Origin of the sequence: Aeromonas sp. QDB11 (genome assembly GCF_027705265.1) — a bacterium.
GTDB classification, from domain to species: Bacteria; Pseudomonadota; Gammaproteobacteria; order Enterobacterales; family Aeromonadaceae; genus Aeromonas; species Aeromonas allosaccharophila.
Genome location: NZ_JAPDBM010000068.1, coordinates 1 through 25,908, shown reverse-complemented (window position 1 = coordinate 25,908; position 25,908 = coordinate 1). Strand labels below are relative to the sequence as shown.

At 57.7% G+C, this 25,908-nt stretch carries 28 protein-coding genes, 1 tRNA gene and 1 pseudogene; 18 read left to right on the top strand and 12 right to left on the bottom strand.

Translation table 11 applies throughout. The features are described from left to right. From OKC40_RS18580 to OKC40_RS18565, 4 genes are all read right to left on the bottom strand, one after another. Positions 1-590, bottom strand: a 590-nt coding sequence (locus OKC40_RS18580; RefSeq protein WP_270796519.1) for an IS4/Tn5 family transposase DNA-binding protein, incomplete at its 3' end; no start/stop codon positions are given. 176 nt (positions 591-766) lie between these two features. Further along, positions 767-1,318, bottom strand: coding sequence for a hemerythrin domain-containing protein (locus OKC40_RS18575; RefSeq protein WP_042658179.1), 552 nt, complete (start codon positions 1,316-1,318; stop codon positions 767-769). Between the two features lie 70 nt (positions 1,319-1,388). Then, positions 1,389-2,066, bottom strand: coding sequence for a uracil-DNA glycosylase (gene ung / locus OKC40_RS18570; protein WP_270796516.1), 678 nt, complete (start codon positions 2,064-2,066; stop codon positions 1,389-1,391). Between the two features lie 69 nt (positions 2,067-2,135). After that, positions 2,136-2,876, bottom strand: coding sequence for a substrate-binding periplasmic protein (locus OKC40_RS18565; RefSeq protein ID WP_270796515.1), 741 nt, complete (start codon positions 2,874-2,876; stop codon positions 2,136-2,138). A gap of 368 nt (positions 2,877-3,244) precedes the next feature. Between OKC40_RS18565 and grcA the strand changes: the two genes are divergently transcribed. After that, a complete protein-coding gene (grcA, locus tag OKC40_RS18560) occupies positions 3,245-3,625 on the top strand; it encodes an autonomous glycyl radical cofactor GrcA (RefSeq protein WP_042061318.1) in 381 nt (126 codons plus the stop codon). Positions 3,626-3,742: 117 nt separating this feature from the next. On the opposite strand, the gene OKC40_RS18555 is transcribed toward grcA, so the two are convergent. From OKC40_RS18555 to hemA, 7 genes are all read right to left on the bottom strand, one after another. Further along, positions 3,743-5,023, bottom strand: coding sequence for a dicarboxylate/amino acid:cation symporter (locus OKC40_RS18555; RefSeq protein WP_182938014.1), 1,281 nt, complete (start codon positions 5,021-5,023; stop codon positions 3,743-3,745). Positions 5,024-5,362: 339 nt separating this feature from the next. After that, on the bottom strand, positions 5,363-6,217 hold the full coding sequence (gene kdsA, locus OKC40_RS18550; protein WP_270796513.1) for a 3-deoxy-8-phosphooctulonate synthase: 855 nt from the start codon (positions 6,215-6,217) through the stop codon (positions 5,363-5,365). A 352-nt stretch (positions 6,218-6,569) separates the two neighbouring features. Further along, positions 6,570-7,370, bottom strand: a complete 801-nt coding sequence (locus OKC40_RS18545; RefSeq protein WP_058054291.1) for a SirB1 family protein — start codon at positions 7,368-7,370, stop codon at positions 6,570-6,572. Positions 7,371-7,382: 12 nt separating this feature from the next. Continuing rightward, on the bottom strand, positions 7,383-7,766 hold the full coding sequence (locus OKC40_RS18540) for a SirB2 family protein (protein ID WP_005334939.1): 384 nt from the start codon (positions 7,764-7,766) through the stop codon (positions 7,383-7,385). A gap of 56 nt (positions 7,767-7,822) precedes the next feature. Next, the gene (gene prmC / locus OKC40_RS18535; RefSeq protein ID WP_270796511.1) at positions 7,823-8,674 is read right to left on the bottom strand and encodes a peptide chain release factor N(5)-glutamine methyltransferase; all 852 of its coding nucleotides are present in this window, start codon (positions 8,672-8,674) and stop codon (positions 7,823-7,825) included. A 61-nt stretch (positions 8,675-8,735) separates the two neighbouring features. After that, complete coding sequence (gene prfA / locus OKC40_RS18530; protein WP_234604971.1) at positions 8,736-9,824, bottom strand: peptide chain release factor 1; 1,089 nt, start codon at positions 9,822-9,824, stop codon at positions 8,736-8,738. A 51-nt stretch (positions 9,825-9,875) separates the two neighbouring features. Further along, positions 9,876-11,135 carry a glutamyl-tRNA reductase gene (gene hemA / locus OKC40_RS18525; protein ID WP_234604973.1) on the bottom strand — a complete coding sequence of 420 codons (1,260 nt, stop codon included), beginning with the start codon at positions 11,133-11,135 and terminating at the stop codon, positions 9,876-9,878. A 126-nt stretch (positions 11,136-11,261) separates the two neighbouring features. On the opposite strand from hemA, the gene lolB reads away from it, so the two are divergent. The 10 genes and pseudogenes from lolB (at position 11,262) to OKC40_RS18475 (ending at position 21,398) form a co-directional block, all read left to right on the top strand. Further along, the gene (gene lolB, locus OKC40_RS18520; protein ID WP_234604975.1) at positions 11,262-11,840 is read left to right on the top strand and encodes a lipoprotein insertase outer membrane protein LolB; all 579 of its coding nucleotides are present in this window, start codon (positions 11,262-11,264) and stop codon (positions 11,838-11,840) included. After that, a pseudogene (ispE, locus tag OKC40_RS18515) lies at positions 11,840-12,710 on the top strand (4-(cytidine 5'-diphospho)-2-C-methyl-D-erythritol kinase). The gene lolB and the pseudogene ispE overlap by 1 nt, the downstream one beginning before the upstream one ends. Continuing rightward, positions 12,690-12,764, top strand: a tRNA-Gln gene (locus OKC40_RS18510). Before ispE ends, OKC40_RS18510 begins: the two are co-directional and overlap by 21 nt. Positions 12,765-12,963: 199 nt before the next feature. Further along, positions 12,964-13,911 carry a ribose-phosphate pyrophosphokinase gene (locus tag OKC40_RS18505; protein WP_005330162.1) on the top strand — a complete coding sequence of 316 codons (948 nt, stop codon included), beginning with the start codon at positions 12,964-12,966 and terminating at the stop codon, positions 13,909-13,911. Positions 13,912-14,027: 116 nt separating this feature from the next. Next, positions 14,028-16,016 carry a bifunctional metallophosphatase/5'-nucleotidase gene (locus tag OKC40_RS18500; protein WP_270796507.1) on the top strand — a complete coding sequence of 663 codons (1,989 nt, stop codon included), beginning with the start codon at positions 14,028-14,030 and terminating at the stop codon, positions 16,014-16,016. Positions 16,017-16,223: 207 nt separating this feature from the next. Then, a complete protein-coding gene (gene pth, locus OKC40_RS18495; protein ID WP_042061295.1) occupies positions 16,224-16,820 on the top strand; it encodes an aminoacyl-tRNA hydrolase in 597 nt (198 codons plus the stop codon). 116 nt (positions 16,821-16,936) lie between these two features. Then, complete coding sequence (ychF, locus tag OKC40_RS18490) at positions 16,937-18,028, top strand: redox-regulated ATPase YchF (protein WP_058054284.1); 1,092 nt, start codon at positions 16,937-16,939, stop codon at positions 18,026-18,028. A 346-nt stretch (positions 18,029-18,374) separates the two neighbouring features. Then, positions 18,375-19,325 carry a DUF932 domain-containing protein gene (locus tag OKC40_RS18485; RefSeq protein WP_270796504.1) on the top strand — a complete coding sequence of 317 codons (951 nt, stop codon included), beginning with the start codon at positions 18,375-18,377 and terminating at the stop codon, positions 19,323-19,325. A gap of 94 nt (positions 19,326-19,419) precedes the next feature. Continuing rightward, positions 19,420-20,409, top strand: coding sequence for a YqaJ viral recombinase family nuclease (locus tag OKC40_RS18480; protein WP_270796502.1), 990 nt, complete (start codon positions 19,420-19,422; stop codon positions 20,407-20,409). Then, the gene (locus tag OKC40_RS18475) at positions 20,406-21,398 is read left to right on the top strand and encodes a recombination directionality factor (protein WP_270796499.1); all 993 of its coding nucleotides are present in this window, start codon (positions 20,406-20,408) and stop codon (positions 21,396-21,398) included. Before OKC40_RS18480 ends, OKC40_RS18475 begins: the two co-directional genes overlap by 4 nt. Here OKC40_RS18475 and OKC40_RS18470 read toward each other — a convergent pair whose 3' ends face one another. Beyond that, entirely contained in the window at positions 21,399-21,749 is a 351-nt protein-coding gene (locus tag OKC40_RS18470; RefSeq protein WP_270796497.1) for a helix-turn-helix domain-containing protein, read from the bottom strand. Positions 21,750-21,910: 161 nt separating this feature from the next. Here OKC40_RS18470 and OKC40_RS18465 point away from each other — a divergent pair, with 161 nt between their 5' ends. The 7 genes from OKC40_RS18465 (at position 21,911) to radC (ending at position 25,639) form a co-directional block, all read left to right on the top strand. Next, positions 21,911-22,750 (top strand): hypothetical protein, encoded by an 840-nt coding sequence (locus OKC40_RS18465; RefSeq protein ID WP_270796495.1) that lies wholly within the window; start codon positions 21,911-21,913, stop codon positions 22,748-22,750. A gap of 3 nt (positions 22,751-22,753) precedes the next feature. Beyond that, positions 22,754-23,209, top strand: a complete 456-nt coding sequence (locus tag OKC40_RS18460) for an IrmA family protein (RefSeq protein WP_234915446.1) — start codon at positions 22,754-22,756, stop codon at positions 23,207-23,209. An 87-nt stretch (positions 23,210-23,296) separates the two neighbouring features. Further along, complete coding sequence (locus OKC40_RS18455; RefSeq protein ID WP_171275907.1) at positions 23,297-23,875, top strand: hypothetical protein; 579 nt, start codon at positions 23,297-23,299, stop codon at positions 23,873-23,875. Positions 23,876-23,936: 61 nt separating this feature from the next. Then, a complete protein-coding gene (locus OKC40_RS18450; RefSeq protein WP_270796487.1) occupies positions 23,937-24,362 on the top strand; it encodes a DUF2787 domain-containing protein in 426 nt (141 codons plus the stop codon). A gap of 9 nt (positions 24,363-24,371) precedes the next feature. Continuing rightward, positions 24,372-24,782 carry a hypothetical protein gene (locus OKC40_RS18445; RefSeq protein WP_241871091.1) on the top strand — a complete coding sequence of 137 codons (411 nt, stop codon included), beginning with the start codon at positions 24,372-24,374 and terminating at the stop codon, positions 24,780-24,782. Next, positions 24,775-25,032, top strand: coding sequence for a hypothetical protein (locus OKC40_RS18440; RefSeq protein WP_241871092.1), 258 nt, complete (start codon positions 24,775-24,777; stop codon positions 25,030-25,032). Before OKC40_RS18445 ends, OKC40_RS18440 begins: the two co-directional genes overlap by 8 nt. 109 nt (positions 25,033-25,141) lie before the next feature. Beyond that, the gene (gene radC, locus OKC40_RS18435; RefSeq protein WP_270796483.1) at positions 25,142-25,639 is read left to right on the top strand and encodes a RadC family protein; all 498 of its coding nucleotides are present in this window, start codon (positions 25,142-25,144) and stop codon (positions 25,637-25,639) included. The last annotated feature ends 269 nt before the right edge of the window (positions 25,640-25,908 follow it).

The following is a 25,908-nucleotide window of genomic DNA, read 5'->3' as shown; positions in this document are numbered from 1 at the left end:
GAAGACGCTATAAACGCGGGCAGAAAAAAAGTGATCGGCATGATGTTATTGGCTGATCGACATGATGTTATTAGCCATTGCTCCCATTTGTAGCTCTCTTTCTCCTGATAGGGACGGGTGGCGTGTTGTCGACTCTGCTCTCGCTTGCTGACATCGCGGGTCCAGATTTGCTGGGCGGCCAAGCCCACCACCTTGCGCTCGTGCGGCGCGAACAGCAGCACGGAGTGAGCCAGCAGGGCGCGACTGCTGCCCTGGTTGGTGTGGCCCAGCTGGTCTTTGACGCTGGCATGATTGAAGGTAAGGGCCGTGGTGTCTTCCAGTGCCAACAAGAGGGAATGGTCTCTGGCATGGGCGGCGGTGACGGCAAAGCCGGCGTTGGCAATGGCCTCGGCACTGACATGCGGGCTGCGAATGAAGCCGCACCCACCTTCCATATCAGCAGGTGAGAGGGGAAGGTGTGACACGCAATCTCCTGGTTGGTGAGCAAGGGCGGTGACGAGAGCGACCAACCTTCTGGTGCGTCTTGGGTCGTTGAGGTTGGCGTGACCAAACTGTGCCTGCGCCCAGTGCGCCGGTTGAGTGAAGGGCATGTTAGAACCAGGAAAGAGAGCGATGAAAGGTTCAGATCACAGAATGGGAGAGAAGTTCAAAAAAAATCCCCAAGCGATGCTTGGGGATTTTTGTATAAGAGACAGCCGGATGGAGGCCTTTCTGTTTTCATTCAAGTTGCACTCACACAATACCCGCTGCGCTGCAGGTACGGCTCTTATCCGGTCGTAAGCGGCAAAGAGAGGCGTTTGGCCAGCGCCTGAAAGTGCTGGCTCACCTCGGCGCCGAACAGGGGGTCGCCAATGGCGCGGTTCTGCCAGTTTTGCTCCAGTTGACGCCAGTCATCCTCGGTCAGGGAGTCACGCAGATGGGGGAAGATCACCCCCTCTTCGTAGTTCATGTGCGCCTCTTGCAGCTCCACGAAGCGCTCCAGCTTGGTGGTGAACTGATCGAGGGGGATCACCGCATCCATCAGGATCATCTCCACCATCTCCTTGAGATCGGCCCCGGCCTCCAGCAGCTTGACATGCTCCTCCTGCAGGCGGTTGGCGACCTCCCCTTCCACCACCCGATATTTCAGGTAGTAGTCATAGATGAGATCTTCCTTGGGATGGTGGTACTTGTCAGAGACCTCCCGCAGGTAGTCGATGACATCGCGCACCAGAAAATAGCTGATGGGCTCTTCGGCACGGATGGCTGCCAGCTTGTGCTTGAGCAGCTCCAAGAGTCGGGCGATGTTGAGATGGTCCTTGTGCAGACTGGATAACATGGGCACTCCTTGGCTCTGAATTAATGTTATGTCCCTGAGTATACGGTCATTTGTCGCCTGAACTTTGCACTCAATCAAGTGGAATGCAGACAGATTTCCACTCTATCGGACTCTTGCCCTGTTGTTCCAGCAAGCGATTGGTCTCGGTAAAGTGACCACAACCGATGAAACCGCGGTGGGCAGAGAGGGGGCTCGGGTGCGGCGCGGTCAGCACATAGTGGCGCTGGCGGTCGATAAAACGCCCCTTCTTCTGGGCGTGGGCGCCCCACAGCAGGAAGACCACGCCCTGACAACTGGCATTGATCTGCTCGATGACCCGATCGGTAAAGGTCTCCCATCCCAGATGGGCGTGAGAGTGAGCCTGACCGGCCTGCACCGTCAGCACTGTGTTGAGCAGCAGGGCGCCCTGTTTGGCCCAGGATTCGAGAAAGCCGTGATTGGGTGTGACGAAACCTGGCAGATCCCGCTGCATCTCTTTATAGATGTTGACCAGTGAGGGGGGCGTACGTACGCCGGGTAGAACGGAGAAACAGAGACCGTGCGCCTGATTGGGGCCGTAGTAGGGGTCCTGGCCCAGGATCACCACCTTGACCTGATCCAGCTCGGTCAGCTTGAAGGCATTGAACACATCGGTGGCTGGCGGGTAGATCACCTTGCCCGCTTCACGCTCGGCTCTGACAGTTGCCAGCGTACTCTTGAAATAGTCCTGCTCTTTCTCAGAGCCAATCACATCACTCCAGGTCAGCACCCCGGCCTCCTCACTTGATACGGCGAAGGGCTCAGGATAGGGGGCCAGCCCGCAAGACGCAACCGTGGCTCATGGTTTCCACAGTTCGGCCAGACGCCCAGAGCGCTCCAGCTTGCGCAGCCCGGTATTGAACAGCAGCATCAGACGGCGCGCCTCGGGATCAGCCTTGCGCATCAACAGGTATCCCGGTTGCGACCAGATGGGGTCGGCGGCGCCGGTCAGTGACAGCGATTGGGGATGACGGACGAGCGCCTGCTGGAACAGGGTCTGTGCCACCTGCTCATCCATCACCAGATAGTGGACTCGCCCGTCGAGCAGCTTGCCCATGCTCTCCTCATCGGAATCTGACCACTCGAGGGTGAGCCCGGCTTGGCGGGCGGCAAAGCCATCGCCATAGAAGTAACCACGGGTCACCCCGACCGGCTGGTGTTGCAACTCACCCAGATTGACCGCGGGCGTACCGGTCAGCGTCATCAGGCGGGTGGTGAAATGGCCGAGCGAGGCGGAGAGATAGAAAAGCTGTTCCCGTTCGCGGGAGCGAAACCAGGGCATGGTGACCACATAGCGCCCCTCCAGGGTCAGCTGGTAAGCCTCGGCCCAGGAATAGAAGTGAAAGCTGACATCGAGCCCCTCTTCGGCGAAGGCTTGGCGCACCACCTCACAGAGAAAGCCCTGATTGGGCAACGACTCACTGATATAGGGCGGCCACTCGCCCACGGCAATACGCACCGTCTCGGCCCGCACCGCACTACTGCTTGCCCAGCAACAAAACAGGGCGAGCCATGCCCACTTTCGCCACCCATTATTCACCCGGCACTCTCCTCGTTTTTTTGCTGAGTGTAGCCAACCCCTCAATTAACCTAAGAAAAAAGCTAAAAAGATGTAGTTAAATTACTAGATTAGCGAGACAAAAGATGCATAATCTGGATATCTTACAAAATCAGAAAAATGACCTATTTTTGATTCAACTCAAGAATTTAATCCCATTTAAATGGCGCTTTGTCGGATTTTCTTGATCTAGATCAATTTTGGTAATATTACCACCGTGGTATATATGACCCCATCAAAGAAAAGGTGTAAGGCAAGGGCCCTTTAAGTCATCGCCAACGACGGTAGCTTAAATACATCAGGGTAATTTCCTTACAGTTGGATTCGCGTTCCCATTGAGGAGTCATACCATGATCAAAGGCATTCAAATCACCCAGGCCGCCAACACCGCTCTGCTGAACTCTTTCTGGCTGCTGGACGAAGAGAAGCAACAGGCTCGCTGCATCTGCGCCAAAGGCGATACTTTCGCTGCCGATCAAGAAGTGCAACTGGCTGACCTGGGTCAGTTCGAATACCGCGAACTGCCGGTTCAGGCTGAGCCTGCTGTTGAAGGTGGCCAGCACCTGAACGTCAACGTGCTGCGTCGCGAAACTCTGGAAGATGCTATCGAAAACCCGGAGAAGTACCCGCAGCTGACCATCCGTGTATCTGGTTACGCAGTGCGTTTCAACGCCCTGACCCCGGAACAGCAGCGTGACGTGGTTACCCGTACTTTCACCCAGAGCCTGTAATCAGCGCCCTGCAGTGAAGAGCTGATACTTGCGGTATCAGCACAAAAAAAACGGCCGATTGGCCGTTTTTTATTGCCCCCGCACCAGCCAACGCGGCCGTGCGGGGGGAAACTGTGCTTAAACCCTGTCCACTTCCAGTTGCCCCGCCTTGCCGCCGAGCACTGCATCCATCTTCTTCTCGTCCAGCTGCTTGCAGTATTTGGCGACCACTACGGTGGCAACCCCGTTACCGATCAGGTTGGTTAACGCCCGGGCTTCGGACATGAAGCGGTCGATCCCCAGGATCAGTGCCAACCCGGCCAATGGCAGATGGCCCACAGCCGAAATAGTCGCAGCCAGCACGATAAAGCCACTCCCGGTTACCCCTGCCGCCCCTTTCGAGGAGATGAGCAGTACCACCAGCAGAGTGATCTGATGGAACAGATCCAGCGGGGTATTGGTGGCCTGCGCGATAAAAATCGCCGCCATGGTCAGATAGATGGAGGTGCCATCCAGGTTAAAGGAGTACCCGGTCGGAATGACCAGCCCCACCACCGATTTCTGGCAACCCAGCTTCTCCATTTTGTCCAGCATCCGCGGCAGTACCGACTCGGAAGAGGAGGTCCCCAGCACGATCAGCAGCTCCTCACGAATGTAGGAGATGAAACGCAGGATGCTGAAGCCTGAGGCTTTGGCGATGCTGCCCAGCACGATGAAGATAAAGAAGAGGCAGGTAAGATAGAAGCAGGCAATAAGCTGTCCCAGCTGTACCAGTGAACCTACCCCATATTTACCGATGGTAAATGCCATTGCCCCGAATGCACCGATCGGCGCCAGTCTCATTATCATGTTGATAATACCAAATATGACTTTGGAGAAACTGTCGATGACGCCGAAAATAACCTGTCCCTTTTCGCCAATATGATGCAGGGAAAAACCGAACAGCACCGCAAACAACAATACCTGCAAGATATTGCCGCTGACAAAGGCACCGATCACGCTGCCCGGAATAATATCCAGCAAAAAGGCGATAATGCCCTGTGACTTTGCCTGCTCCGCATAGGCGGAGATGGCGCTGGCATCCAGCGCGGCCGGATCGATGTTCATTCCTCCCCCCGGCTGCAACAGGTTGACCACGCACAACCCGATGATGAGGGCGATGGTACTGACCACCTCGAAGTAGATCAGGGCAATGGCGCCGGTTTTGCCGACCGCCTTCATGCTCTCCATCCCGGCAATACCGGTCACTACAGTACAGAAAATAACGGGGGCGATAATCATCTTGATCAATTTGACAAAGCCATCGCCGAGGGGTTTCATATTGGCGCCCAGTTCCGGATAGACATGCCCCAGAAATACCCCAAGGGTAATCGCGAGCAATACCTGGAAATAAAGGCTGCTAAATACTTTCTTGTGCATGATTAACGTCCTGTTAATTAATTGACATCTCATATGGTAGAAATCGGCATGCACTGAGCCGTCACGAGAAAATATCTTTCTCTCGCCAGCATCATGCTATTTCATCATCGCAACAGCGCCACTTTCACACGTTATAAGAAGCAATTAAGAGACATTAATCACACAACCAATTTAACATCATTAACACCACGATAACCATGATAACCATGATAACCATGATAACCATGATAACCATGATATATTGGTCATTGATTTATTTAAGACCTCAATGAAAACATTCCGGATATAAAAATGCCCCGCATAGCGGGGCACTTGGCATCACGAAACCGGTACCGTGGATCAGACGGAGGTATCGAGGGGGTCAAAGCCCTTGATCAGGTCATCGATGGCCTTCATCTGCTTGAGGAAGCCTTCCAGCTTCTCCAGCGGCAGGGCGCTCGGGCCATCGCAGCGGGCAATTTTCGGATCCGGGTGGGATTCGATAAAGAGACCGGCCAGACCGACCGCCATACCGGCGCGCGCCAGCTCGGTCACCTGCTCGCGACGACCACCGGAGGCCGCACCCAGCGGATCACGGCACTGCAGGGAGTGGGTCACGTCAAAGATCACCGGATAGCCGCCAGTGCTCTTCTTCATCACCCCCAGACCCAGCATGTCCACCACCAGGTTGTCGTAGCCGAAGTTGGCACCGCGCTCGCACAGGATCAGCTGATCGTTGCCGCACTCCTCGAACTTGTCGGTGATGTTCTTCATCTGGCTTGGGCTGAGGAACTGCGGCTTCTTGATGTTGATGACGTTGCCGGTACGGGCCATGGCTTCCACCAGATCGGTCTGGCGTGCCAGGAAAGCGGGCAGCTGGATAACGTCAACCACCTCAGCGACCGGCGTGGCCTGATGGGGTTCGTGCAGATCGGAGATGACCGGCATGCCGAAGGTCGCTTTCAGCTCCTGGAAAATCTTCATACCCTCTTCCAGACCCGGACCACGGTAAGAGTGGATGGAGGAGCGGTTGGCCTTGTCCCAACTCGCCTTGAAGACAAACGGGATGCCCAGCTTGCTGGTCACTTCCACGTACTTCTCGCACACAGCCATCGCCATATCGCGGGACTCCAGCACGTTCATGCCGCCAAACAGCACGAACGGTTTGTCGTTGGCAACGTCGATCTGGTTGATCTTGATATTCTTCTGTTCCATCTAAGACATCCTTAATGAAAGGGCCTGAAGCCAAGTTAGTCCGTTGCAGCCGGGCGCAGCGGCCTTGATATTCTTCTGTTTCAGTAAGACATCCTTAATGAAAGGGCCTGAAGCCAAGTTAGTCCGTTGCAGCCGGGCGCAGCGGCCTTGATATTCTTCTGTTTCAGCTCCAAGACATCCTTAATGAAAGGGCCTGAAGCCAAGTTAGTCCGTTGCAGCCGGGCGCAGCGGCCTTGATATTCTTCTGTTTCAACTCCAAGACATCCTTAATGAAAGGGCCTGAAGCCAAGTTACTCCGTTGCGACCGGACGCAGCGGCCTTGATATTCTTCTGTTTCAGTTTCAAGCCGTCCTTAATGGAGGGGCTTGGGGCTAAGATCCAACGCTGCCAGCTGCACTTTCAGCACATCGGCGACCGGATCGTCCGGGCATTGTTCAATAAAATATTCAAAATCGTCGGCGGCCTGACGCGGACAATCGAGCTGCTCGTAGATAAAGCCGCGATCCCGCGTCTCCAGCGGATCGCCGGGCTTCATCCGCAGCAACAGCTCGCTGCAACGCAGCGCCTCTGGCATGCGATCTTCCCGCAGCAGGGCACCCTTGCTGACGTTGAGCAGCCGTTCGATGATCTCCCACTGGCCGGAGGGCTGCAGGTAGTCGGGGGTCAGGGTCGCCAAGTCCCCCAGCGCGCCGCGCAGCAGCAGCTCGATGCGGGCCAGACTCAGCTCGTCGCCGGTAAAGGGATCGACATAGACCTCCCCCTCGCCACCGGCAAAGCTCACCAGGAAGTGGCCTGGGAAGCAGATCCCCTCCACATCGAGCCCGAGCTTGCGCCCCAGCTGGATGATGAGAATGCCGAGGCTGACCGGGATCCCCTTGCGCTGTACCAGCACCTGATTGAGGTCGCAGTTGTTCGCCGAGAAGTAGTCCTGCCAGTCGCCATGAAAGCCGAGGCTGTGGTAGAAGCCTTGCAGCAGCTGCTGGCGCACCTCGTCGCAGGTGCCCTCTTCGATCTGCTCGTCCAGCCACTCGTCCAGCAGGTTCAGCTCGCGGATCCCCTCCTCGGCCGAGCCATAAATCTCATCGCTGACAGACAACGCCAGCTCGGTGATGTCGTGGGCTTCGAAATCGGTCCATTCGTCTATGTGTAACATTCTCTTCATGCCTTAGCCGAACACACTCGTCTGTTTGAGCACTGCCAACTTGGCAATAAAGTAGATCCAGCCGAGCGCCCCCAGAAAGGAGCACCAGCGCACCAGATTGCTTTTGGCCAGCCGCAGCGCCATCGCCGCCAGAAATACCAGCACCAGAATGGCCATCAGCTTCTCGCTGAGCCAGGGCGTTCCGTTATTGAGCGGGTTGAGATCCAGCACCATGCAGAGCAATACGCCGGAGAGCACCACCAGTCCGTTGAGCCAGCCGCTGACCTTCATCACCGGCGCGCTGTAGGCACGGCCAGTGGCGGTCTGCACCCAGTAGAAGCGGAGCATAAACATCAGCACGGCCCCTGCAATCAGGGTGAGGTGCAGGTGCTTGAGCACAAAAACCATATTAAATCCTTGCATGGCGGCGCACAGGCAATCCGCCGTGTAACAGTGAGGGGCCGTCAGCGCAGCGGGCAGAGGCCCAGCGTCACCCTGTCGTTATCCCCGTAATCGCGCACCGTGGCTACCTCGCGGTAGCCGCCATCGCGCAGCAACTGACGCACCGCCTCCCCCTGATCCCAGCCATGCTCCAGCAACAGCCAGCCATCGGTCAGCAGATACGCGGGGGCATGGGCCACGATGTGGCGGATATCGGCCAGCCCGGCGTCATCGGCAACCAGCGCCGAGCGGGGTTCAAAGCGCACGTCACCCTGCTCGAGATGGGGATCGGCGCCATCAATATAGGGGGGATTGGAGACAATCACCGCAAATCGTGGCGTCTTGTCGCGATCCGGCTCGCCCAGTGGCTCGAACCAGCTACCATCGCGCACCTCGATAGGCAATCCCAGCGCGGCGCTGTTTTCGCGGGCCAGTGCCGCGGCATCAGCCATCCGATCCACCGCCCATACATCGACCTCGGGTCGCTCGGACTTGAGCGCCAGCGCGATGGCGCCAGTGCCGGTGCCCAGATCCAGCACGGCGCACGGCCCTTGCGGGATTTTGGTCAACGCCTGCTCGACCAGCACCTCGGTATCGGGGCGCGGGATCAGGGTCGCCGGACTCACTTTCAGCGGCAGCGACCAGAACTCCCGCTCTCCCACCAGATGGGCGATGGGTTCGCCATTGAGACGACGGGCCAGCCACCCCTGCAGGGTGGCCTGCTGGGCGACATCCAGCTCACGCTCGGGCCAGGTCATCAGATAGCTGCGACGGCAGTCGAGCAGATGGCAGAGCAGCACATCGGCGTCGGCGCGGGGGGATTCCCCGACAGCCAGCACCGTCATGATATGGGCGCGAGCCTGCTGGATCTGCATCAGTGCCACTCCACCTTATGGGCACCACACTTAATGCGAGCTTGCCGGATCACCATTTGCATCAGTTGTTCTCGGCCAGCGAGGCGAGCTGATCGGCCTGATACTCCTGCACCAGCGGGGTGATGATGCAGTCCAGATCCCCTTCCAGGATCTCGGAGAGGCGATACAGGGTAAGGTTGATGCGGTGCTCGGAGAGGCGGCCCTGCGGGTAGTTGTAGGTACGGATGCGCTCGGAGCGATCGCCGGAGCCCACCAGATTGCGGCGGGTGCTCTGTTCGGCGGCGCGGTGGCGCTCATCCTCGGCCGCTTGCAGACGGGCGGAGAGCACTGACATCGCCTTGGCGCGGTTCTTGTGCTGGGAACGCTCGTCCTGACACTCCACCACCAGACCGGTCGGCAGGTGGGTGATGCGAATGGCCGAGTCGGTCTTGTTGACGTGCTGACCACCGGCACCGGAGGCGCGGAAAGTGTCGATCTTCAAGTCGGAGGGGTTGATCTCGATCTGCTCTGCTTCCGGCACTTCCGGCAGCACGGCGACGGTACAGGCGGAGGTGTGCACCCGGCCCTGAGATTCGGTCTCCGGCACCCGCTGCACCCGATGGCCACCGGATTCAAACTTGAGGCGGCCATAGACGCGCTCGCCGTCGATCTTGGCGATCACCTCCTTGTAGCCACCGTATTCACCGTCGTTGCAGCTGACGATGGAGACGCGCCAGCCCTGACGCTCGGCAAACCGTGAATACATGCGGAACAGGTCACCGGCAAAGATGGCCGCTTCGTCACCACCGGCACCGGCGCGGATCTCCAGATAGCAGTTGTTGTCATCCTTGGGATCCTTGGGCAGCAACATCAGTTGCAGCTCCTGCTCCAGCGCCTCCAGCTTGGCCTTGGCCAGCGGCAGCTCCTCCTGCGCCATCTCGCGCAGGTCGGCATCGTCCTCTTCCAGCATCATCTGGGTGGTCTCCAGATCATCCTGAGCCTGACGGTAACGCTGGAAGGCGTGAACGATATCTTCCAGCTGGGCATATTCGCGGGTCAGGGCGCGGTAGCGATCCTGATCCGAGACCACGTCCGGCTCGCCGAGCATGGCCTGTACTTCTTCGTGGCGCTCGATGAGGCCTTCCAGCTTTCTGATCAGTGACGGATTCATAACTCTTGCATTCTCAATGGAGGACGGGACAACCGGTAGGTTGCCCGAAAATTATGGCTCTTGTGACAACCCCAGCGCCTGCCGCAAGCGGGAGAGCTCGCTCTGATCCCCCCGGGAAGCAGCCTGGCGCAACGCCTGGGTCGGCGCGTGGATCAATTTGTTGGTGAGGCGATGGGCCATTGCCTTGAGCGCCTGTTCGGCACTCTCACCCTGTGCCAGCGCCAGCAGGGCCCGTTGCAGCTCTTCGTCAGCCACTTGCTGGGACTGATGGCGATAGTCGCGAATGAGGTCGACCGAGCTCTGGCCGCGATACCAGCCCATGAACTCGTCGCGCTCTTCCTGCACGATCACTTCCGCCTGCGCGGCCGCCCGTTTACGGGTTTCGAGGTTCTGCTCGATGATCCCCTGCAAATCATCCACCGTGTAGAGATAGGCATCGGAGAGCTCATCGACTTCCGCTTCGATGTCGCGCGGTACGGCAATATCCACCAGAAACATGGGCTTGAAGCGACGGGCCTTGAGGGCGCGCTCCACCATCCCCTTGCCGATGATGGGCAGCGGGCTCGCCGTCGAGCTGATGACGATATCCGCCTCGTGCAGATAATCGGGGATCTCTTCCAGCGTCATCACTTGGGCGCCGAATTCGGTCGCCAGGGTCTGGGCGCGCGGCAAGGTGCGGTTGGCCACCATCATCTGGGTGACGTTCTGCTCGCGCAGGTGACGGGCCACCAGTTCAATAGTCTCCCCCGCCCCGACCAGCAGTACCTTGGTCTGGGAGAGGTCGGAGAAGATCCGCCGACCCAGGCTGACAGCAGCAAAGGCCACCGACACGGCACTGGCGCCAATCTCGGTATCGGTGCGCACTCTTTTCGCCACCGAGAAGGATTTCTGGAACAGCCGCTCCAGCGTCCCCTTGAGGGATTCGGACTGCTGGGCGTGGGCGTAGGATTGCTTGATCTGCCCCAGGATCTGCGGTTCTCCCAGCACCAGCGAGTCGAGCCCGCACGCCACCCGCATCAGGTGGCGTACCGCCTCTTCGTCGTGATGCTGATAGATGGCGGTGACCAATTCGGCCGCGTCCAGCCCGTGGAACTGCTGCAGCCAGCGCAGCACCTGCTCCTGCCGCTCCCCGTCCAGATTGCAATAGAGTTCGGTCCGGTTGCAGGTGGAGACGATCACCGCCTCGCTGACACCGGGTTGGCTCACCAGCTCACGCAAGGCGCGATCGATGCAGTCCGGGCCAAAGGCGACCCGTTCCCGCAAGGCGACACTGGCGGTGTTGTGGTTGATTCCGAGGGCAAGCAAACTCATGAGTGGGCGACGATCATTTCATACGCTGGGTGCAAAGGCTGCCAATTGTACGAGAAAGGGTAAGTCTTTAAAAGCAATACGGCCGCCCCGTATACTGTGGCAAATTCCTCTCTCTGGAGCCGTCTCTTGCTGCTACGTATTTTTACCCTCACCTGCCTGCTGTTGCTGGCCGGTTGTGCCACCACCCAGCCCCAGCGTGACCAGGTGAACTGGAACCAGGAGCGGACCCGTCTCGAGCAGCTGACCCACTGGCAGCTCTCCGGCAAGATGGCCATCATCACCCCCCAACAAAAGGGCAGCGCCCGCCTCAACTGGCAGCAGGATGGCGAGGATTATCGCCTCAACCTCACCAGCCTGATTGGCACCAGCATTCTGGAGCTTTCTCGCAGCAAGGGGCAGATCACCCTGCTCGATAGCGACGGCAATCGCCACCAGAGCCAGGACGCCGAAGCGCTCATCTATCAGCTGACCGGCTGGAATATTCCGGTCGCCGGATTGCCGGAGTGGATCAAGGGGCTGCCGGGTCAGGCGGAGTTTGAACTCAACCCCGACAGCAGTCTGGCCAGCGTGCGCGACGGCCAGTGGCAGATCGTCTATGGCGATTATCGGGATCAGGATGGCTACCGCCTGCCGCACCTGCTGACCATGACCGGCCAGAACAGCCGCCTCAAGCTTCAGATCAACCAATGGACTCTTGCACGTTAATGGCTTCCACACGCTGGCCGGCACCGGCCAAACTCAACCTGTTTCTACACGTCAATGGCCGTCGTCCCGATGGCTATCACGAGCTGCAGACCCTGTTTATCTTCCTCAACCACAGCGACTGGCTCGAGTTTGAGGTGATTCCTGATAGCGACACACTCACCCTGAGCCCGGCCATTCCGGGCGTGCCGGACGAGCAAAACCTCATCATCCGCGCCGCCCGCCTGCTGCAGGCAACACTGCCGAGCCCGCAGGGAGCGCATATCCGGCTGGAGAAAGTGTTGCCCATGGGGGGCGGCATTGGCGGCGGATCGTCCGATGCGGCAACCACGCTGGTGGCGCTTAACCACCTCTGGCAAGCGGGGCTCGGTGAAGATGAACTGGCAGCGCTTGGCGTCCAGCTGGGGGCCGATGTACCGGTGTTTGTCCGTGGCAAGGCGGCCTTTGCCGAAGGAGTGGGCGAGCGGCTGCAACCGGTCGAACTGCCCGATGCCTGGTATCTGGTGCTCAAGCCGGATTGCCATGTGGCAACCGCGGCCGTATTCCAGGATCCGGACCTGCCCAGAGCCACACCGAAAATGGCGCTGGACAACCTGCTGGAAGGTGAGTGGAAAAACGATTGCGAATCACTGGTGAAAAAGCGCCACCCCGAGGTTGCCAATGCGCTCGGCTGGTTGCTAGAATACGCGCCGTCAAGAATGACGGGCACAGGAGCCTGCGTCTTTGCTCAATTTGAAGACGAAGTGACTGCTCGGGAAGTGTTGGCCTGCGTGCCGGAGGGACTTGATGGGTTTGTCGCCAAGGGCGAGAACATATCACCTCTCTTCTCCACATTGCAACAGTTCAAATGATTGGGGTATCGCCAAGCGGTAAGGCAGCGGGTTTTGATCTCGCCATTCCTAGGTTCGAATCCTAGTACCCCAGCCAATTTTACCGAACAGCATTGATGATGATTAACGTGGCCGATTTTGCACTCGGCCACGGATGCGGGTTACCGGTATCATCACAATCATTCATTGGGCAGCAGACGCCTTGTACGTTATCTTGATAAATCGTTTGCCCCAAAACGATAGGGTCTGATTTCAGACTCCCCCACATACTGGATGCAACCCCGAGGTTTCAAACCGTGCCTGACATGAAGCTGTTTGCTGGTAACGCAACGCCGGAACTAGCCCAGAAGATCGCAGATCGCCTGTTTATCAAACTCGGCAATGCTGCCGTAGGTCGCTTTAGCGACGGCGAGATCAGCGTACAGATCAATGAGAATGTACGTGGTGGCGATATCTTCATCATTCAATCCACCTGTGCCCCGACCAACGACAATTTGATGGAATTGATCGTCATGGTAGATGCACTGCGTCGTGCTTCAGCTGGCCGTATCACTGCCGTTATCCCCTACTTTGGTTATGCCCGTCAGGACCGCCGCGTCCGCTCCGCCCGTGTACCTATCACCGCCAAGGTTGTCGCTGACTTCCTCTCCAGCGTGGGTGTGGATCGCGTGCTGACCGTTGACCTGCATGCCGAGCAAATTCAAGGTTTCTTCGACGTTCCGGTAGACAACGTGTTCGGTAGCCCGGTGCTGCTGGAAGACATGAAAGCCAAGAACCTCGAGTCTCCTGTCGTCGTCTCCCCGGACATCGGTGGCGTAGTGCGTGCCCGCGCTATCGCCAAGCTGCTGGATGACACCGACATCGCCATCATCGACAAGCGCCGCCCCCGCCCGAACGTCTCCCAGGTCATGCACCTGATCGGTGACGTTGCCGGCCGCGACTGCGTCATCGTCGATGACATGATCGACACCGGCGGCACCCTGTGCAAAGCCGCAGAAGCCCTGAAAGAGCGCGGTGCCAAGCGAGTATTCGCTTACGCCACTCACCCGGTCTTCTCCGGCACTGCCGTCGAGAACATCAAGAACTCGGTGATCGATGAACTGATCATCACCGACTCCATCCCGCTCACTGCGGAGATGAAAGCGATTGGCAAAGTCAAACAGCTGACCCTGTCAACTGTATTGGCCGAAGCCATTCGTCGCATCAGCAACGAAGAGTCCATCTCTGCCATGTTTGAGCATTGATAGATTCAGCAATAACGAAAACCGCCATCAGGCGGTTTTCGTCTTTCTGGACCATCTCTTTCCAACTTTCTGCTATCTGGTACGACCCTGCCCCCGGCAGGCTTAAGGATTTACCCATGAATTGCTTGCGTCCCCTCCTGCTCGCGACCCTCACCTGCGCCCTGTTCGCCTGTCAGCCCGTCAAAGAGAACCCGCCCTTCGTGCTGACTCTGGCGCACATGAACGACACCCACTCCCAGTTTGATCCGGTCAATGCCGAGATCAAAGGGCAGATCTTTGCCCCGCAGGGGGAGACGGACACCCTCTATACCCGCTTTGGCGGTTATCCGCGCCTGCTGACCATGGCGAAAGCCTATCAGGCCGATGCACTGGCCAAGAACCAGCCATTGCTGCTGCTGCACGGCGGCGATGCCTGGCAGGGCAGCGGCTACTTCAAGCTCAACGAGGGGATGGCCAACGCCGAGTTGCTGAGCCAGTTCGGCCTCGATGCCATGGCGCTGGGCAACCACGAGTTCGATCTGGACAACCAGAAGCTGGCCCGCTTCATCGAGGGGGTCAACTTCCCGGTGCTGGCCGCCAACCTCGACACCAAGGCCGATCCGGCCCTCAGCAAGGCAGACAACCTCAAGCCCTTCGTGGTCTACGCCTTTGACGGCAACCAGAAGAGTCCGGTCACCGACATCAATAATCTGCCGCAAGGCAAACAGCTGGTCGCCGTCGTCGGTCTGGTGCTGGAAGACATGGGCAATATCGCCCCCAACGTCGGCAAGCTGCGCTTTGGCAAGGAGGTCGCCTCGGCTCAGGCCACGGTCGACATGCTGCAAGCCAAGGGAATCCACCAGATCGTCGCCCTCACCCACATTGGCAACGAGCGGGATCTGGCGCTGGCGGCCAAGGTGAACGGCCTCGATGCCATCGTCGGCGGCCACTCCCACAGCCTGCTCGGCGATTTTCGCAATATCGGCTGGGGCAAGACCGGCGATTACGCCAAGCTGGTGACCAATCCGGATGGCATCGGCAAAACCTGCGTGGTGCAGGCGGGCTCCTATGCCCAGGCCATCGGTCTGGCGCAGGTGACCTTTGACAGCCACGGTCAGGTGACCGACTGCCAGGGCCACAACAGCCTGCTGGCCAGCCGCGACTTCTTCGCCGATGCGGCCCGCAAGCAGGCGCTCGACGACACCCGCAGCAAAGAGGCGAGCCAGTTTGTCGACAACCAGCCCAATCTGGTGACCGTGGATGAAGATCCGCGCCTGCGCGGCATCATCGACAGCCACTACAAACCGGCGCTGGAGAAAGCCTACGGCCCGGTGATCGGCACCATTCCCGAGCAACTGCAAAATGCCCGTCGCCCCGGCGACAACGGCAGCGACAGCCACGGCTCAGATGTGGCGCCGCTGGTTGCCGAAGGGGAGTTCTACTGGGCCAATACGCCAGCAGTGCAAGCCCTGACCGGCGGGCCGGTCGACTTCGCCCTGCTAGCGGTGGGCGGCGTGCGTGCCGAACTGCCCGCTGGCGAATGGCGCGAGGGGGATAGTGCCCTCACCCTGCTGCCGTTCAAGAACCAGCTCTCGGTGCTGACCCTGACTGGCGCCGAGGTGCGCGCCCTCTTGACCGAGACCATCACCGCCACCCTGCCCGCCAGCGCCCATGCCGGCAAGTTCCCCTATGGCGGCCACCTGCGTTACACCTTCCAGGAGACCGACGCAGGCAAGACGGGCACCCTGACCCAATTGCAGCGCAAGACCGCAAACGGCGAGTGGCAGGATCTGGTAGATAACCAGCGCTATCGGGTAGTGATGAACGCCTACAGCGCCAACGGCAACGATGGCTGGCAGGCACTGGCCAATGCCCAGCGCCACCAGAGCGAGCGGGTCGACATCGCCAGCGTCAATGGCAAGCTGACCGCCTTCCCGGTGCTGAAAGTGGCACAAAACGGCGAGCTGCTGAGCGCCGTCTATGCCCCGGGCCAGGCGCTCGATTGCAAGGCCAGCGGCGTGGATTGCGGCACCGATGCGGCCTCTTTCGTGGAATATGTGCGCGATGCCCGCCCCACCCTGACCGCGCTGGATGAAGAGACCGTCACCCTGCTGCGCGCCAAATAACGGCGGTAGTCAACCAGGCACAGTCCATCGGTAAGCTGAAACGGGCCTCATGCAAGAGGCCCGTTTGCCCACTGTTAGCCGCAATAATGGGGCAAATTCCGCCATAACATGAGCATTGGTTGAGTGATCGCCACTCGGCGGCTAGAATATTGCGTCCTATTGCCCTGGGTAGTGTGCCCACGGCAGCTGCGAGTGAAGACATCAAGCGTGACAAGCGAAATCAAACTGATCGTCGGACTGGGCAATCCCGGCCCGGAATATGCCAAGACCCGCCACAACGCGGGCGCCTGGTATGTGGAGCAACTGGCCCGCTGGCACAATGTCAGCCTGCGTGAAGAACCCAAATTCTTCGGCCATACTGCCCGCATCCTGGTCGAGGGGCAGGATGTGCGGCTGCTCATCCCGAACACCTATATGAACCTCTCTGGCAAGGCGGTGGCCGCACTGGCGCGTTTTTATCAGATTGAGCCGGAAGCGATGCTGGTCGCCCATGACGAACTGGATCTGCCGCCGGGCATCGCCAAGTTCAAGCAAGGGGGTGGTCATGGTGGCCATAACGGCCTCAAGGACATCATCGCCAAGATGGGCAACAACAATAACTTTTTCCGGCTGCGTCTCGGGATCGGCCATCCCGGCAGCAAAGAGCAGGTGGCAGGCTTCGTCCTGACCAAGGCTCCCAGCAGTGAACAGAGCCTGATCGACGCCGCACTGGACGAGTCCCTGCGCGCCACCGATATCCTGTTCAAACAAGATATGACCAAGGCCATGAATCGGCTGCACAGCTTCAAGGCTGAAAAGGTATAGGTCAGTTTGACCCTGTACGGGCATTGTGCCGGTGCAGGAGCAACGACCAGAACAAGCATGACATGGGCCGCCTGCGGGCGACCCTCAACAGCATCCATCAAGTAAGGTAACAATCCATGGGTTTTAAATGCGGTATCGTGGGCCTGCCCAATGTAGGCAAATCCACCCTGTTCAACGCGCTGACCAAGGCCGGTATCGAAGCCGCCAACTTCCCGTTCTGCACCATCGAGCCGAACACCGGTGTGGTCCCGATGCCGGATCCCCGCCTCGATCAGCTAGCTGCCATCATCAATCCGCAGCGCGTTGTGCCGACCACCATGGAATTTGTCGACATCGCAGGCCTGGTTGCCGGCGCCTCCAAGGGTGAAGGTCTGGGCAACCAGTTCCTGGCCAACATCCGTGAAACCGAAGCGATCGGCCACGTGGTGCGCTGCTTCGATGACGAGAACATCATTCACGTTGCCGGCAAGGTCTCCCCTGCTGACGATATCGAAGTGATCAACACCGAGTTGGCCCTGTCGGATCTGGACGCCTGCGAGCGCGCCATTCACCGCCAGTCCAAGCGCGCCAAAGGCGGCGACAAGGATGCCAAGCTGGAAGTGGAAGTGCTGGAGAAGATCCGCGTCGCGCTGGAAAACGGTCAGATGATCCGCGGCCTGAAGCTGGATAAAGAAGAGCTGGCCGCCGTGAGCCACCTCAACTTCCTGACCCTGAAGCCCACCATGTATATCGCCAACGTGGCGGAAGATGGCTTCGAGAACAACCCCTACCTCGACAAGGTGCGTGAAATCGCCGCCGCCGAGAACGCGGTCGTTGTCGTGGTCTGCTGCGCCATTGAAGCGGACATCGCCGAACTGGACGACGAAGATCGCGCCGAGTTCATGGCTGACCTTGGCATCGAAGAGCCGGGCCTGAACCGCGTTATCCGCTCCGGTTACGAGCTGCTCAACCTGCAGACCTACTTCACCGCCGGTGTGAAAGAAGTGCGTGCCTGGACCATCCCGGTCGGTGCCACTGCCCCGCAAGCGGCTGGCAAGATCCACACCGACTTTGAAAAAGGCTTTATTCGCGCCCAAACCATCGCCTTTGAAGACTTTATCACCTACAAGGGTGAGCAAGGCGCCAAGGAAGCAGGCAAGATGCGCGCCGAAGGGAAAGAGTACATCGTCAAAGATGGCGATATCATGAACTTCCTGTTCAACGTCTAAAATAAAATTATTGACTACTTTCAATAACATACAACCATGAAGCACAGCCATTATTAATTTGAGTACACTTTTGCGTACACACTAGGCAGCGCTAGGCATGCATAATTGTTATCAAAAGGGCCTATCTAAAATCTGATAGGCCCTTCTCTTTCCCCGCTCCAACTGCAAATCCATTTAAGTCCCATCTTTCAATTTGTACACCACAGTGCAGCCACAGCGCGCATTCCATAGCCAGAAACCAAAGAGGCAAATAAGTCTCATTTCAATTGGTTTCAGATATATATTATCTCCATGAACCTACCCAAGGGACTGCTCTGTACAGTCCCTTTTTCATTGGAGATCTCCCATGGCTCACCTGATCGACACCATGGCCTACACCGGCCAAACCCCTTGGCACGGCCTTGGCAATGTCTTGCCCCCGCAACAATCTCTCGATATCTGGCTGCAGGCTGCGGGGATGGATTGGACCATCGAGCAGAGCGACGTGATGTTTAACGTCGCCTCCGATGCGCTACATATCCGCCCCTACAGCGACAGCAAGGTACTTTATCGCTCCGATACCCTTGCCCCCCTATCGGTGGTCTCAAGCCGCTACAACGTGGTACAGCCTCACGAGGTGCTGCACTTCTATCAAGACCTGGTGGAAGCCGGTGGCTTTGAGCTGGAAACAGCAGGCTCGCTTAAAGGCGGCCGCAAGCTGTGGGCACTGGCTAAGACCGGCCAGGATCTAAAACTCAAAGGCAATGACTTGGTAAAGTCCTATCTGTTGCTGGCAACCAGCTGCGACGGCACACTCTGCACCACGGCGCAGTTCACGTCTCTGCGGGTGGTCTGCAACAACACCCTGCAGATGGCACTGCGCGGTGCTACCGGTGCCATCAAGGTGCCCCACTCTACTCAGTTCGATGCGGCAGCCGTCAAAGAGTCGCTCGGGCTGGGTCTCTCCCATTGGGATGAGTTCAAAGTCCAGAGCAAGGCACTGGCACAGCGGCCCGTGGCCCCTGAAGAGGCGCTGCGCTTTTTCAGCGACCTGTTGGCGCAACCGCTGGATGAGGAGAGCATCATTCTCACCAAGCCGGTACAACGGCTGCATGAGCTCTATCAGGGCGCGGGTATGGGCTCAGAGCTTGCCAGCTCTCGCAATACCGCCTGGGGGCTGGTCAATGCGGTCACCGAATACGTGGATCACCACCGCCGTGCCCGCAGCCAAGATCACCGGCTTGATTCCGCCTGGTTTGGGCAGGGATCCCAACTCAAATCCCAAGCCCTGAATCAAGCCCTCACTCTGCTGCAGTAATTCCTCGTCCCCATTCAAACCACATAACAACCTCACCCGGACTGGCACAAGCCAATCCGGGCGTAGCCATTTATGCCGTCAACAAGGAGTCGTCATGAAAGTAAAAGCCAAGTATGGCCAAGCCCTGCGGCTGGCCTCCACTACCCAGTTAACCCGTGAGCAGTGGCTCGCTATCCGCAAACTCGGCATTGGCTCCTCCGATGCCGCCGTGGCAGTGGGGCTCTCCCCCTACAAATGTCCGCTCAGCCTGTGGCTGGAGAAGACCGGTCGCAAGGAGCCGGAAGATATCTCCCACAAGGAAGCGGTGCTGTGGGGCATCGAGCTGGAGCCTGTATTGGCGCAGGTCTATGCTAAACGCACCGGCTTTCGTGTACGCCGGGTCAATGCAGTTCTGCAACACCCTGAGCATTCCTTCATGCTCGCCAACCTTGACCGAGAGGTGGTCGGCCATCCCGATGGGCCGGGCATTCTGGAGATCAAGACCGCCAGCTATCACAGTGCGCCCCAGTGGGAGGAAGGGGTGCCGGTGGCCTACCAGTGTCAGGTACTCCATCAGCTGACTGTCACCGGTCATGCCTGGGCTGAGGTGGCAGTGCTGATCGGCGGCCAGGATTTTCGGATTTACCGCATCGAGCGCGATGAGGAGAAGATCCAGGATCTCACCGAGCGGGAAGCGCAGTTCTGGCAGATGGTGCAACAAGACCACCAGCCAGAGCCTGACGGCTCCAGTGATGCAGCCAATGCCCTGAGCTGGCTGTTCCCGCGTGACGATGGTCAGACGCTGGATCTCTCCGATTCCCCCGAGTTCAACCTGCTGTTTGGCGAGCTACTGCGATTGCGTCAGCAAAAGGAAGCGGTCGAGCTGCAGGAGTCGCAGCTCAAGCAGCGGCTGCAAGCCACCTTGGGTGAAGCGACAGCCGGGTTGTTTGCCGATGGCAAGATCACCTGGAAGCGCAGTAAAGACCGGCTGGCACCGGATCTGGATAAGCTCGGTCAGGATCATCCCGACCTGCTCACCCGTTACGTCAAACCGGTGCCTGGCGTGCGCCGTTTCACCATTCAACCCTTGAGGCAAACACCATGATCAAAGGACTGGCAATTACCCCGCCAGTGATCGGGCGGATCTGCATCGGCAAGCTGGTGCAAAAACAGGATAAATGGGTACCGGAGAAGGACGACAGCTTCACCCTCACCACCCAGATACAGCAAAAGGGGGGATGGTTGCTCCATCCCCTGCATCAACACTACTCATCGCAAAAAAGTGGCCAAGGGCAGGAGCAGACCAAGATCCGCGCCATTCCGGTGCGGGTGCTGTTCAACGACAGCGACTTGAATCTACGGGCGGAATACAGCGCGTTTGACCGGCAAACCGGCAGGCCACTCTGTGTCGGGAATGGGGAAGTAGCAAGACGTGTGGGGGCGCAAGGCATGGAGGAAGTCAGCTGCCCTGGACCAGAGCGCTGCACCTTTGCCGGGCAACAGGGCTGCAAGCTGTACGGGCGACTGAACCTGTTTGTGGAGGGGCAAGGGGATGAGCTGGGCAGTTTTATCTTCCGCACCACCGGCTACAACTCGGTACGCACCCTGGCGGCGCGACTGAAGTACCTGGAGGCAGTGAGCGGGGGCCATACCCGCTATCTGCCGCTCACCCTGCGGTTGCGAGCCAAGAGCACCACCCAGTCCTACCGCACACCGGTCTACTACGTGGATTTAACCTTGCGGGAAGAAACCAACCTGACTGAGGCGGTCAGGCAGGCGCAGGAGGCGGCACTGCGTGACCAAGAGGCGGGGCTCGCCATCGACCAGATGGAGCAAGCTGCTCGTGACTTGCTGCGTAATGGCCAGTTTGAGGATATCGATGAAGAGGTGCCGATGCTGCTGGAGGAATTCTATCCCGAAACCCACAGCGACGAGACGGCGAATGGTAACGCAGATGCAGTGGCGACTACCTCGCATAACGCGCCGCAAAGCCAAGCAACCAGAACGCCGCAGAGGCCGCAACCAAGAAGGAGTCCACTCACCAACAAATTGGGGAAAGGGAGCCCATCCCCTCCCCCAGTAAATGGCGGGTGATCAGCGAGGACGAGCCAACCGCTCCACCAACCGTTCTACCGTTTCCAGCAACAGGGTTCGGTCAGCATCATCAAGTCGGGCCAGTTGCTGGCTCAGCACAATGCCCTGCTCGGTCGGGCGGTTACTGGTCTCACGCAGAAAGTCGGCTAGCTCACAACCAAACAGTTGAGCGAGCTCCGCCAACCGCACCACGGTCGGCACCACAATCCCTCGCTCCATTCGAGAGACGGCCTCCATCCCGATATTGAGGTGTTCAGCCACCTGCTCCTGGGTAAACCCGGACTGGTTACGCTGACGCCCAATAGCCTTGCCCACGTTCTTGGCTAACTGCTCAAAGTTGATATCTGTCATAAGTCCTCCAACCAACCCCTATGGTTGAGGGTGGACTCGTTGACATGAAGAACCACAAAGGGCGACTATCAACCCAAAAGGTTGTTTTTGGGCATTTTCTGCCTATCTAACCGAATTAGGGTTATCCCCTTCTCCACTACTTACTACCAACAGGAGTTCTCATGAAACGACTCGTTCCATTGCTCACCCTGGCAGTCACAGCACCGATTGTCATGGCCAGCAACACCAATGACATCTGGTCCTATCAAGACAGTGATGGCACCACCTTGGCTCAAGCGTGTAATAACAAAAGTACCTGTGAGCTGATCTACAAAAACAGCCACTACCTTGCCTTAGTCAACAACCGCTCCCAAACGGGATGTGCCACTGGCGATCTGCTGGTTGCCGAACACGCCAGTCGCAGCTTTAAGAAACTGGATACCGGCACCTGCAGCTCCTCCGCCAGTATCGAGGTCAATACCTACAATCGACTGAACAACGTCGATGTCATGATCGGTGACCGACTCATCAAGCGCTATCCGATAGATGCCTGGATGTGGGGAGAAATACGTAAAGCGGGTAAGGGGGCATCTTGGAGCAAGGCGGAAGAAAATGCCCAGAACCCCCGAAAACTGGACACGCCGAAAGGCCCTCCGGCACAGTGGATTGTGCAAGAAGATAAATATGGCCTTAGCTACATTTTGACTCAAGGCAAGGACTATTCCCGGTATGTGCTGGAGATCAAATGCGCCTATCAAATGCCGGGTTGGAGTCACCTGCACTCCAACCTCCGATATACCAGAGCTTATGACGCCTCAGCGACCATCCATGAAATTGAAGTCGATGGTAAACGCCTCTCTGGGACTATCAGAAATCAAACAGAATGGACCCAACTCGTTAACACTATTCTTTCCGCATCAACCCTGAGCGTCTACAACGTCTACGGCAAGCCGGGCCAAGAAGCCATATGGACAGCGAAACCCATGAAGTTGACCTCCACTTGTGACTATTACAACGGGTGAACCATGAACATCGTTAAAACTAAATGCTCTATAGCTGCCCTGATAACTTGTGGATTGCTGTGGGCAAATACCAGCCATGCAGAAGAACAGCGATACCTCGCGATCCAACACACCGACACCATCTACGCCAACCAGGGCGTCTGCTCGTACCATTTCTCCCTTGATAGTGGGGGAGCTGATGAGTTTGGGCGGTTGTATATCACGCTGCAGTTTAATGACAAAAAGGGCAAATCGCTGGCCGAGTCAACGCTGGAGGTTGAGCCATTCGGTGGGAGCAACGCTACCCGCTATGGTAGTGGCTTTACAGAAGTGGATTGCGCCCAGGTAGAGCAGGTCAAATCCATCGCCATTACTCAGGCAACCGAGGTGCTCGCTCACAACCAAGTCTCTCGGCTACCTGTATCCACCTTCACCCCCCAGTTTCATCAACCACTGAAGATCACCGTGGGCGGCCAGTAGCCCATTTAAGAAAAACAAAGCCAAAGGGCGTCACCGTAATGGTGACGCCCTTTTTCATTTCCAACCCTTGATGAGGATCATCACCCCATGACACGACATTTCATTATCGGCGATCACTTGGTAACACCACAGTCTGAAGGCCATCATCATGGCCTCTTTGTTGGCCATGACCAGGTCATTCAGTGTCTACCACCCGCTCCAGGAAAGCATTCAGGCCAACTGGCGCTGACCTCGTTGGCTCAATTCAGTCAGCACTGCGCTATTGAGGTCAAACCCCATGCTCAACGCCTGTTCAGTCGAGAGGAAAGCCTGACACGGGCTTACGCCCGACTCAGTGAAGGAGAGCAGGGCCAGCCGTTTGCCAACAGTGAGCTGTTTGTCACTTGGTGTATTGAAGGGATTCAGCATCCCCCCAAGCTGCTGCAGACCGCTGTAGCAACGGTGGTGGCTGCCGAAGTCGCTCGTCACACGTTAAGCAAGGCTGCCACCAGTGCAACGGCTGGACTTGCTGCCAGCACCCTAGCCACAACAGCTGGAGGTAGTGGCGCTGCTGCAACGGTAGTATCGGTGACCGGTATTGCCACCGCCCCGTTGTTAGCCCCCCTTGCCGTGGGCGCCGTCGCAGCCTATGGCGTCAGCAAACTGTGGGATTGGTTAAACGACTGACCCATCACTTCAAAGCAAAACGCAGGGGTGCTCTCCTGCTTGAACTCAATGAGGAAACACCATGACCATTCCCTTTTTCCGGGACGGCTTTGCCCTGCCCGTTGACCAAGCATTGCTGATTCTGCTCAACCAGGAAGTCGCTAAAACCGAGCTCAATATCGAGCGCTTAACCCAACTGACCTTCAACTTTCGTAACCCCGGCTACAGCGCCGAGCAAGGCGGCGTGCACCCAGTCGAGATCCGCCTGATCCGTGGGCTAGATGGCTGGCTGTTCGATTACGTCACCGACTTCAGCTACCAGGGGCTCGGCCATGATGCCGAGCTCTGCAAGGAGCTCGACTTCAACTTCCTCGATGGGGAACACACCATGTTGGGCTGGGGACCGTTGCGGCTGGCCGAAGCGCGGGAGTTGTTCGACATCTGGCAGCGCAACTTCATTGCCTACTGCCGGTTGGAATGCTTCAGCGTCACGGTCGCAGGAGATTAGGAGGACACGATGAGCCAAGAATTAGCGCTCTCCCACTACTCACGTCAGTGGTTGGGACAAATCGCCGCCAACGCCAAGATAACACCCACCAGCAGTGGTCAGCGTTGGCTGCTGCACCTGACACCGGATAGCCAACAAGCCAGCACAGTCACCTTACAAGTGCGCTGGTCTGGCGTGCAGTGGCAACTGCTCTCTCTCACCAATGCTGAGGACTGGCACACCATGAGCCAGCCGAGGGATGAAATCTGCATCGACCCCGAACGTCGCTGTTTCTGGCATTGCCAGGCAGGGCCAGTCCCGCTCAACGAGCAACCTCGCGTACTGGCCAACTTTCTGGCTGACCTGCAGCGCATCTGCATCCATCGCGGCTATGCGGTGGAGAGTGACCCCATCCCTGACAAGGAGACCGAAGATGATTAACGCCGTGATCGCCATCGAGCTGGAGGCTTATCTTGAACACGATGGTCAGATTGAAGTGGTACATGACCAGGGCCTGCCGGTGGACGGTTATACCCTCTACCTGCGCTATGAAAACGAACGGGGCGACGCACTGGCGCAATGGCTGTGCGATCACCCGGATCACAGCTGGCTAACCCAGTTCGGCATCCTACTAGCCACCAGTTACCACATTCCGCTACACGACTACACCCCGCACACCTTGGCGGCCTGAGTACCGCCAGCCAATCCAGCTACTACCACATTTACCAACCCATTAACCAAATACCTCGCCTACCCTGCCGCGTCCAATGCGGTGGGGCGATGGCATATGGAGCACAATCATGTTGCATCACAAACTGATCGCCGGGGAGATCCCTGGCACCTATCTCGTCACCGAGCTGATTAACGAAGAGGACCTGTTGACTATCGCCAACCAGATTGCTCGTCAGAAGCTGGCCAAAGGAGAAGCTATTACTGACAAATACTTGGCTCAAAAGACACTACAAGCAATATTGCAGACCAGGGAACGAGAAGTGTTTGTCGCTCTTTTTCTCGATAACCAGCACCGGCTTCTGGCTTACGAAGAGCTATTTTTGGGCACATTAGGTGCTGCTACTGTACACCCCAGAGAAGTTCTTAAAAGCGCACTCAAACATAATTCAGCTGCAGTACTACTGGCCCACAACCATCCCTCCGGCTACGCGGAGCCCAGCTCAGCCGACCTGCAGATCACCGAGCAGTTAAAAGGCGTATTACAGCTGGTAGAGATACGTCTGTTAGATCATGTGATCATCACCACACATACCTGTGTGTCGCTCGCGGAGCGTGGGTGCTGTTGAGCACCATCAGACCACGGCAAGGATACTTGCCGTGGTATCCTTCAAGCTTGTTTTTTTGATTAAACACACGAGTTTTATACGCTCACAGTTGGAACCCGCAGACAGCTGTGTGAAACTAACAGACCTATCTATTGACCACACAGATCCCCTATTCATGACAGCCAAAGCCGACTCTTTGCGACAAAAAGTTAACCTGATTACCCATGATTAGCAGTCAGTTACCACGAACTATACTGATCTTACGTACAGTTATCGAGGTGCGAGATCAT

What these genes read in the sequence shown, in the direction of transcription:
- hemA (WP_234604973.1), bottom strand. Translation starts at nt 11,135, where the DNA reads ATGAGTTTGCTTGCCCTCGGAATCAACCACAACACCGCCAGTGTCGCC.
- OKC40_RS18470 (WP_270796497.1), bottom strand. Translation starts at nt 21,749, where the DNA reads ATGACAGATATCAACTTTGAGCAGTTAGCCAAGAACGTGGGCAAGGCT.
- radC (WP_270796483.1), top strand. Translation starts at nt 25,142, where the DNA reads ATGTTGCATCACAAACTGATCGCCGGGGAGATCCCTGGCACCTATCTC.
- OKC40_RS18545 (WP_058054291.1), bottom strand. Translation starts at nt 7,370, where the DNA reads ATGTTACACATAGACGAATGGACCGATTTCGAAGCCCACGACATCACC.
- prfA (WP_234604971.1), bottom strand. Translation starts at nt 9,824, where the DNA reads ATGAATCCGTCACTGATCAGAAAGCTGGAAGGCCTCATCGAGCGCCAC.
- OKC40_RS18445 (WP_241871091.1), top strand. Translation starts at nt 24,372, where the DNA reads ATGAGCCAAGAATTAGCGCTCTCCCACTACTCACGTCAGTGGTTGGGA.
- OKC40_RS18455 (WP_171275907.1), top strand. Translation starts at nt 23,297, where the DNA reads ATGACACGACATTTCATTATCGGCGATCACTTGGTAACACCACAGTCT.
- OKC40_RS18465 (WP_270796495.1), top strand. Translation starts at nt 21,911, where the DNA reads ATGAAACGACTCGTTCCATTGCTCACCCTGGCAGTCACAGCACCGATT.
- OKC40_RS18440 (WP_241871092.1), top strand. Translation starts at nt 24,775, where the DNA reads ATGATTAACGCCGTGATCGCCATCGAGCTGGAGGCTTATCTTGAACAC.
- OKC40_RS18475 (WP_270796499.1), top strand. Translation starts at nt 20,406, where the DNA reads ATGATCAAAGGACTGGCAATTACCCCGCCAGTGATCGGGCGGATCTGC.
- OKC40_RS18500 (WP_270796507.1), top strand. Translation starts at nt 14,028, where the DNA reads ATGAATTGCTTGCGTCCCCTCCTGCTCGCGACCCTCACCTGCGCCCTG.
- grcA (WP_042061318.1), top strand. Translation starts at nt 3,245, where the DNA reads ATGATCAAAGGCATTCAAATCACCCAGGCCGCCAACACCGCTCTGCTG.
- OKC40_RS18480 (WP_270796502.1), top strand. Translation starts at nt 19,420, where the DNA reads ATGAAAGTAAAAGCCAAGTATGGCCAAGCCCTGCGGCTGGCCTCCACT.
- OKC40_RS18450 (WP_270796487.1), top strand. Translation starts at nt 23,937, where the DNA reads ATGACCATTCCCTTTTTCCGGGACGGCTTTGCCCTGCCCGTTGACCAA.
- OKC40_RS18555 (WP_182938014.1), bottom strand. Translation starts at nt 5,023, where the DNA reads ATGCACAAGAAAGTATTTAGCAGCCTTTATTTCCAGGTATTGCTCGCG.
- OKC40_RS18540 (WP_005334939.1), bottom strand. Translation starts at nt 7,766, where the DNA reads ATGGTTTTTGTGCTCAAGCACCTGCACCTCACCCTGATTGCAGGGGCC.
- OKC40_RS18575 (WP_042658179.1), bottom strand. Translation starts at nt 1,318, where the DNA reads ATGTTATCCAGTCTGCACAAGGACCATCTCAACATCGCCCGACTCTTG.
- prmC (WP_270796511.1), bottom strand. Translation starts at nt 8,674, where the DNA reads ATGCAGATCCAGCAGGCTCGCGCCCATATCATGACGGTGCTGGCTGTC.
- OKC40_RS18460 (WP_234915446.1), top strand. Translation starts at nt 22,754, where the DNA reads ATGAACATCGTTAAAACTAAATGCTCTATAGCTGCCCTGATAACTTGT.
- ychF (WP_058054284.1), top strand. Translation starts at nt 16,937, where the DNA reads ATGGGTTTTAAATGCGGTATCGTGGGCCTGCCCAATGTAGGCAAATCC.
- kdsA (WP_270796513.1), bottom strand. Translation starts at nt 6,217, where the DNA reads ATGGAACAGAAGAATATCAAGATCAACCAGATCGACGTTGCCAACGAC.
- OKC40_RS18485 (WP_270796504.1), top strand. Translation starts at nt 18,375, where the DNA reads ATGGCTCACCTGATCGACACCATGGCCTACACCGGCCAAACCCCTTGG.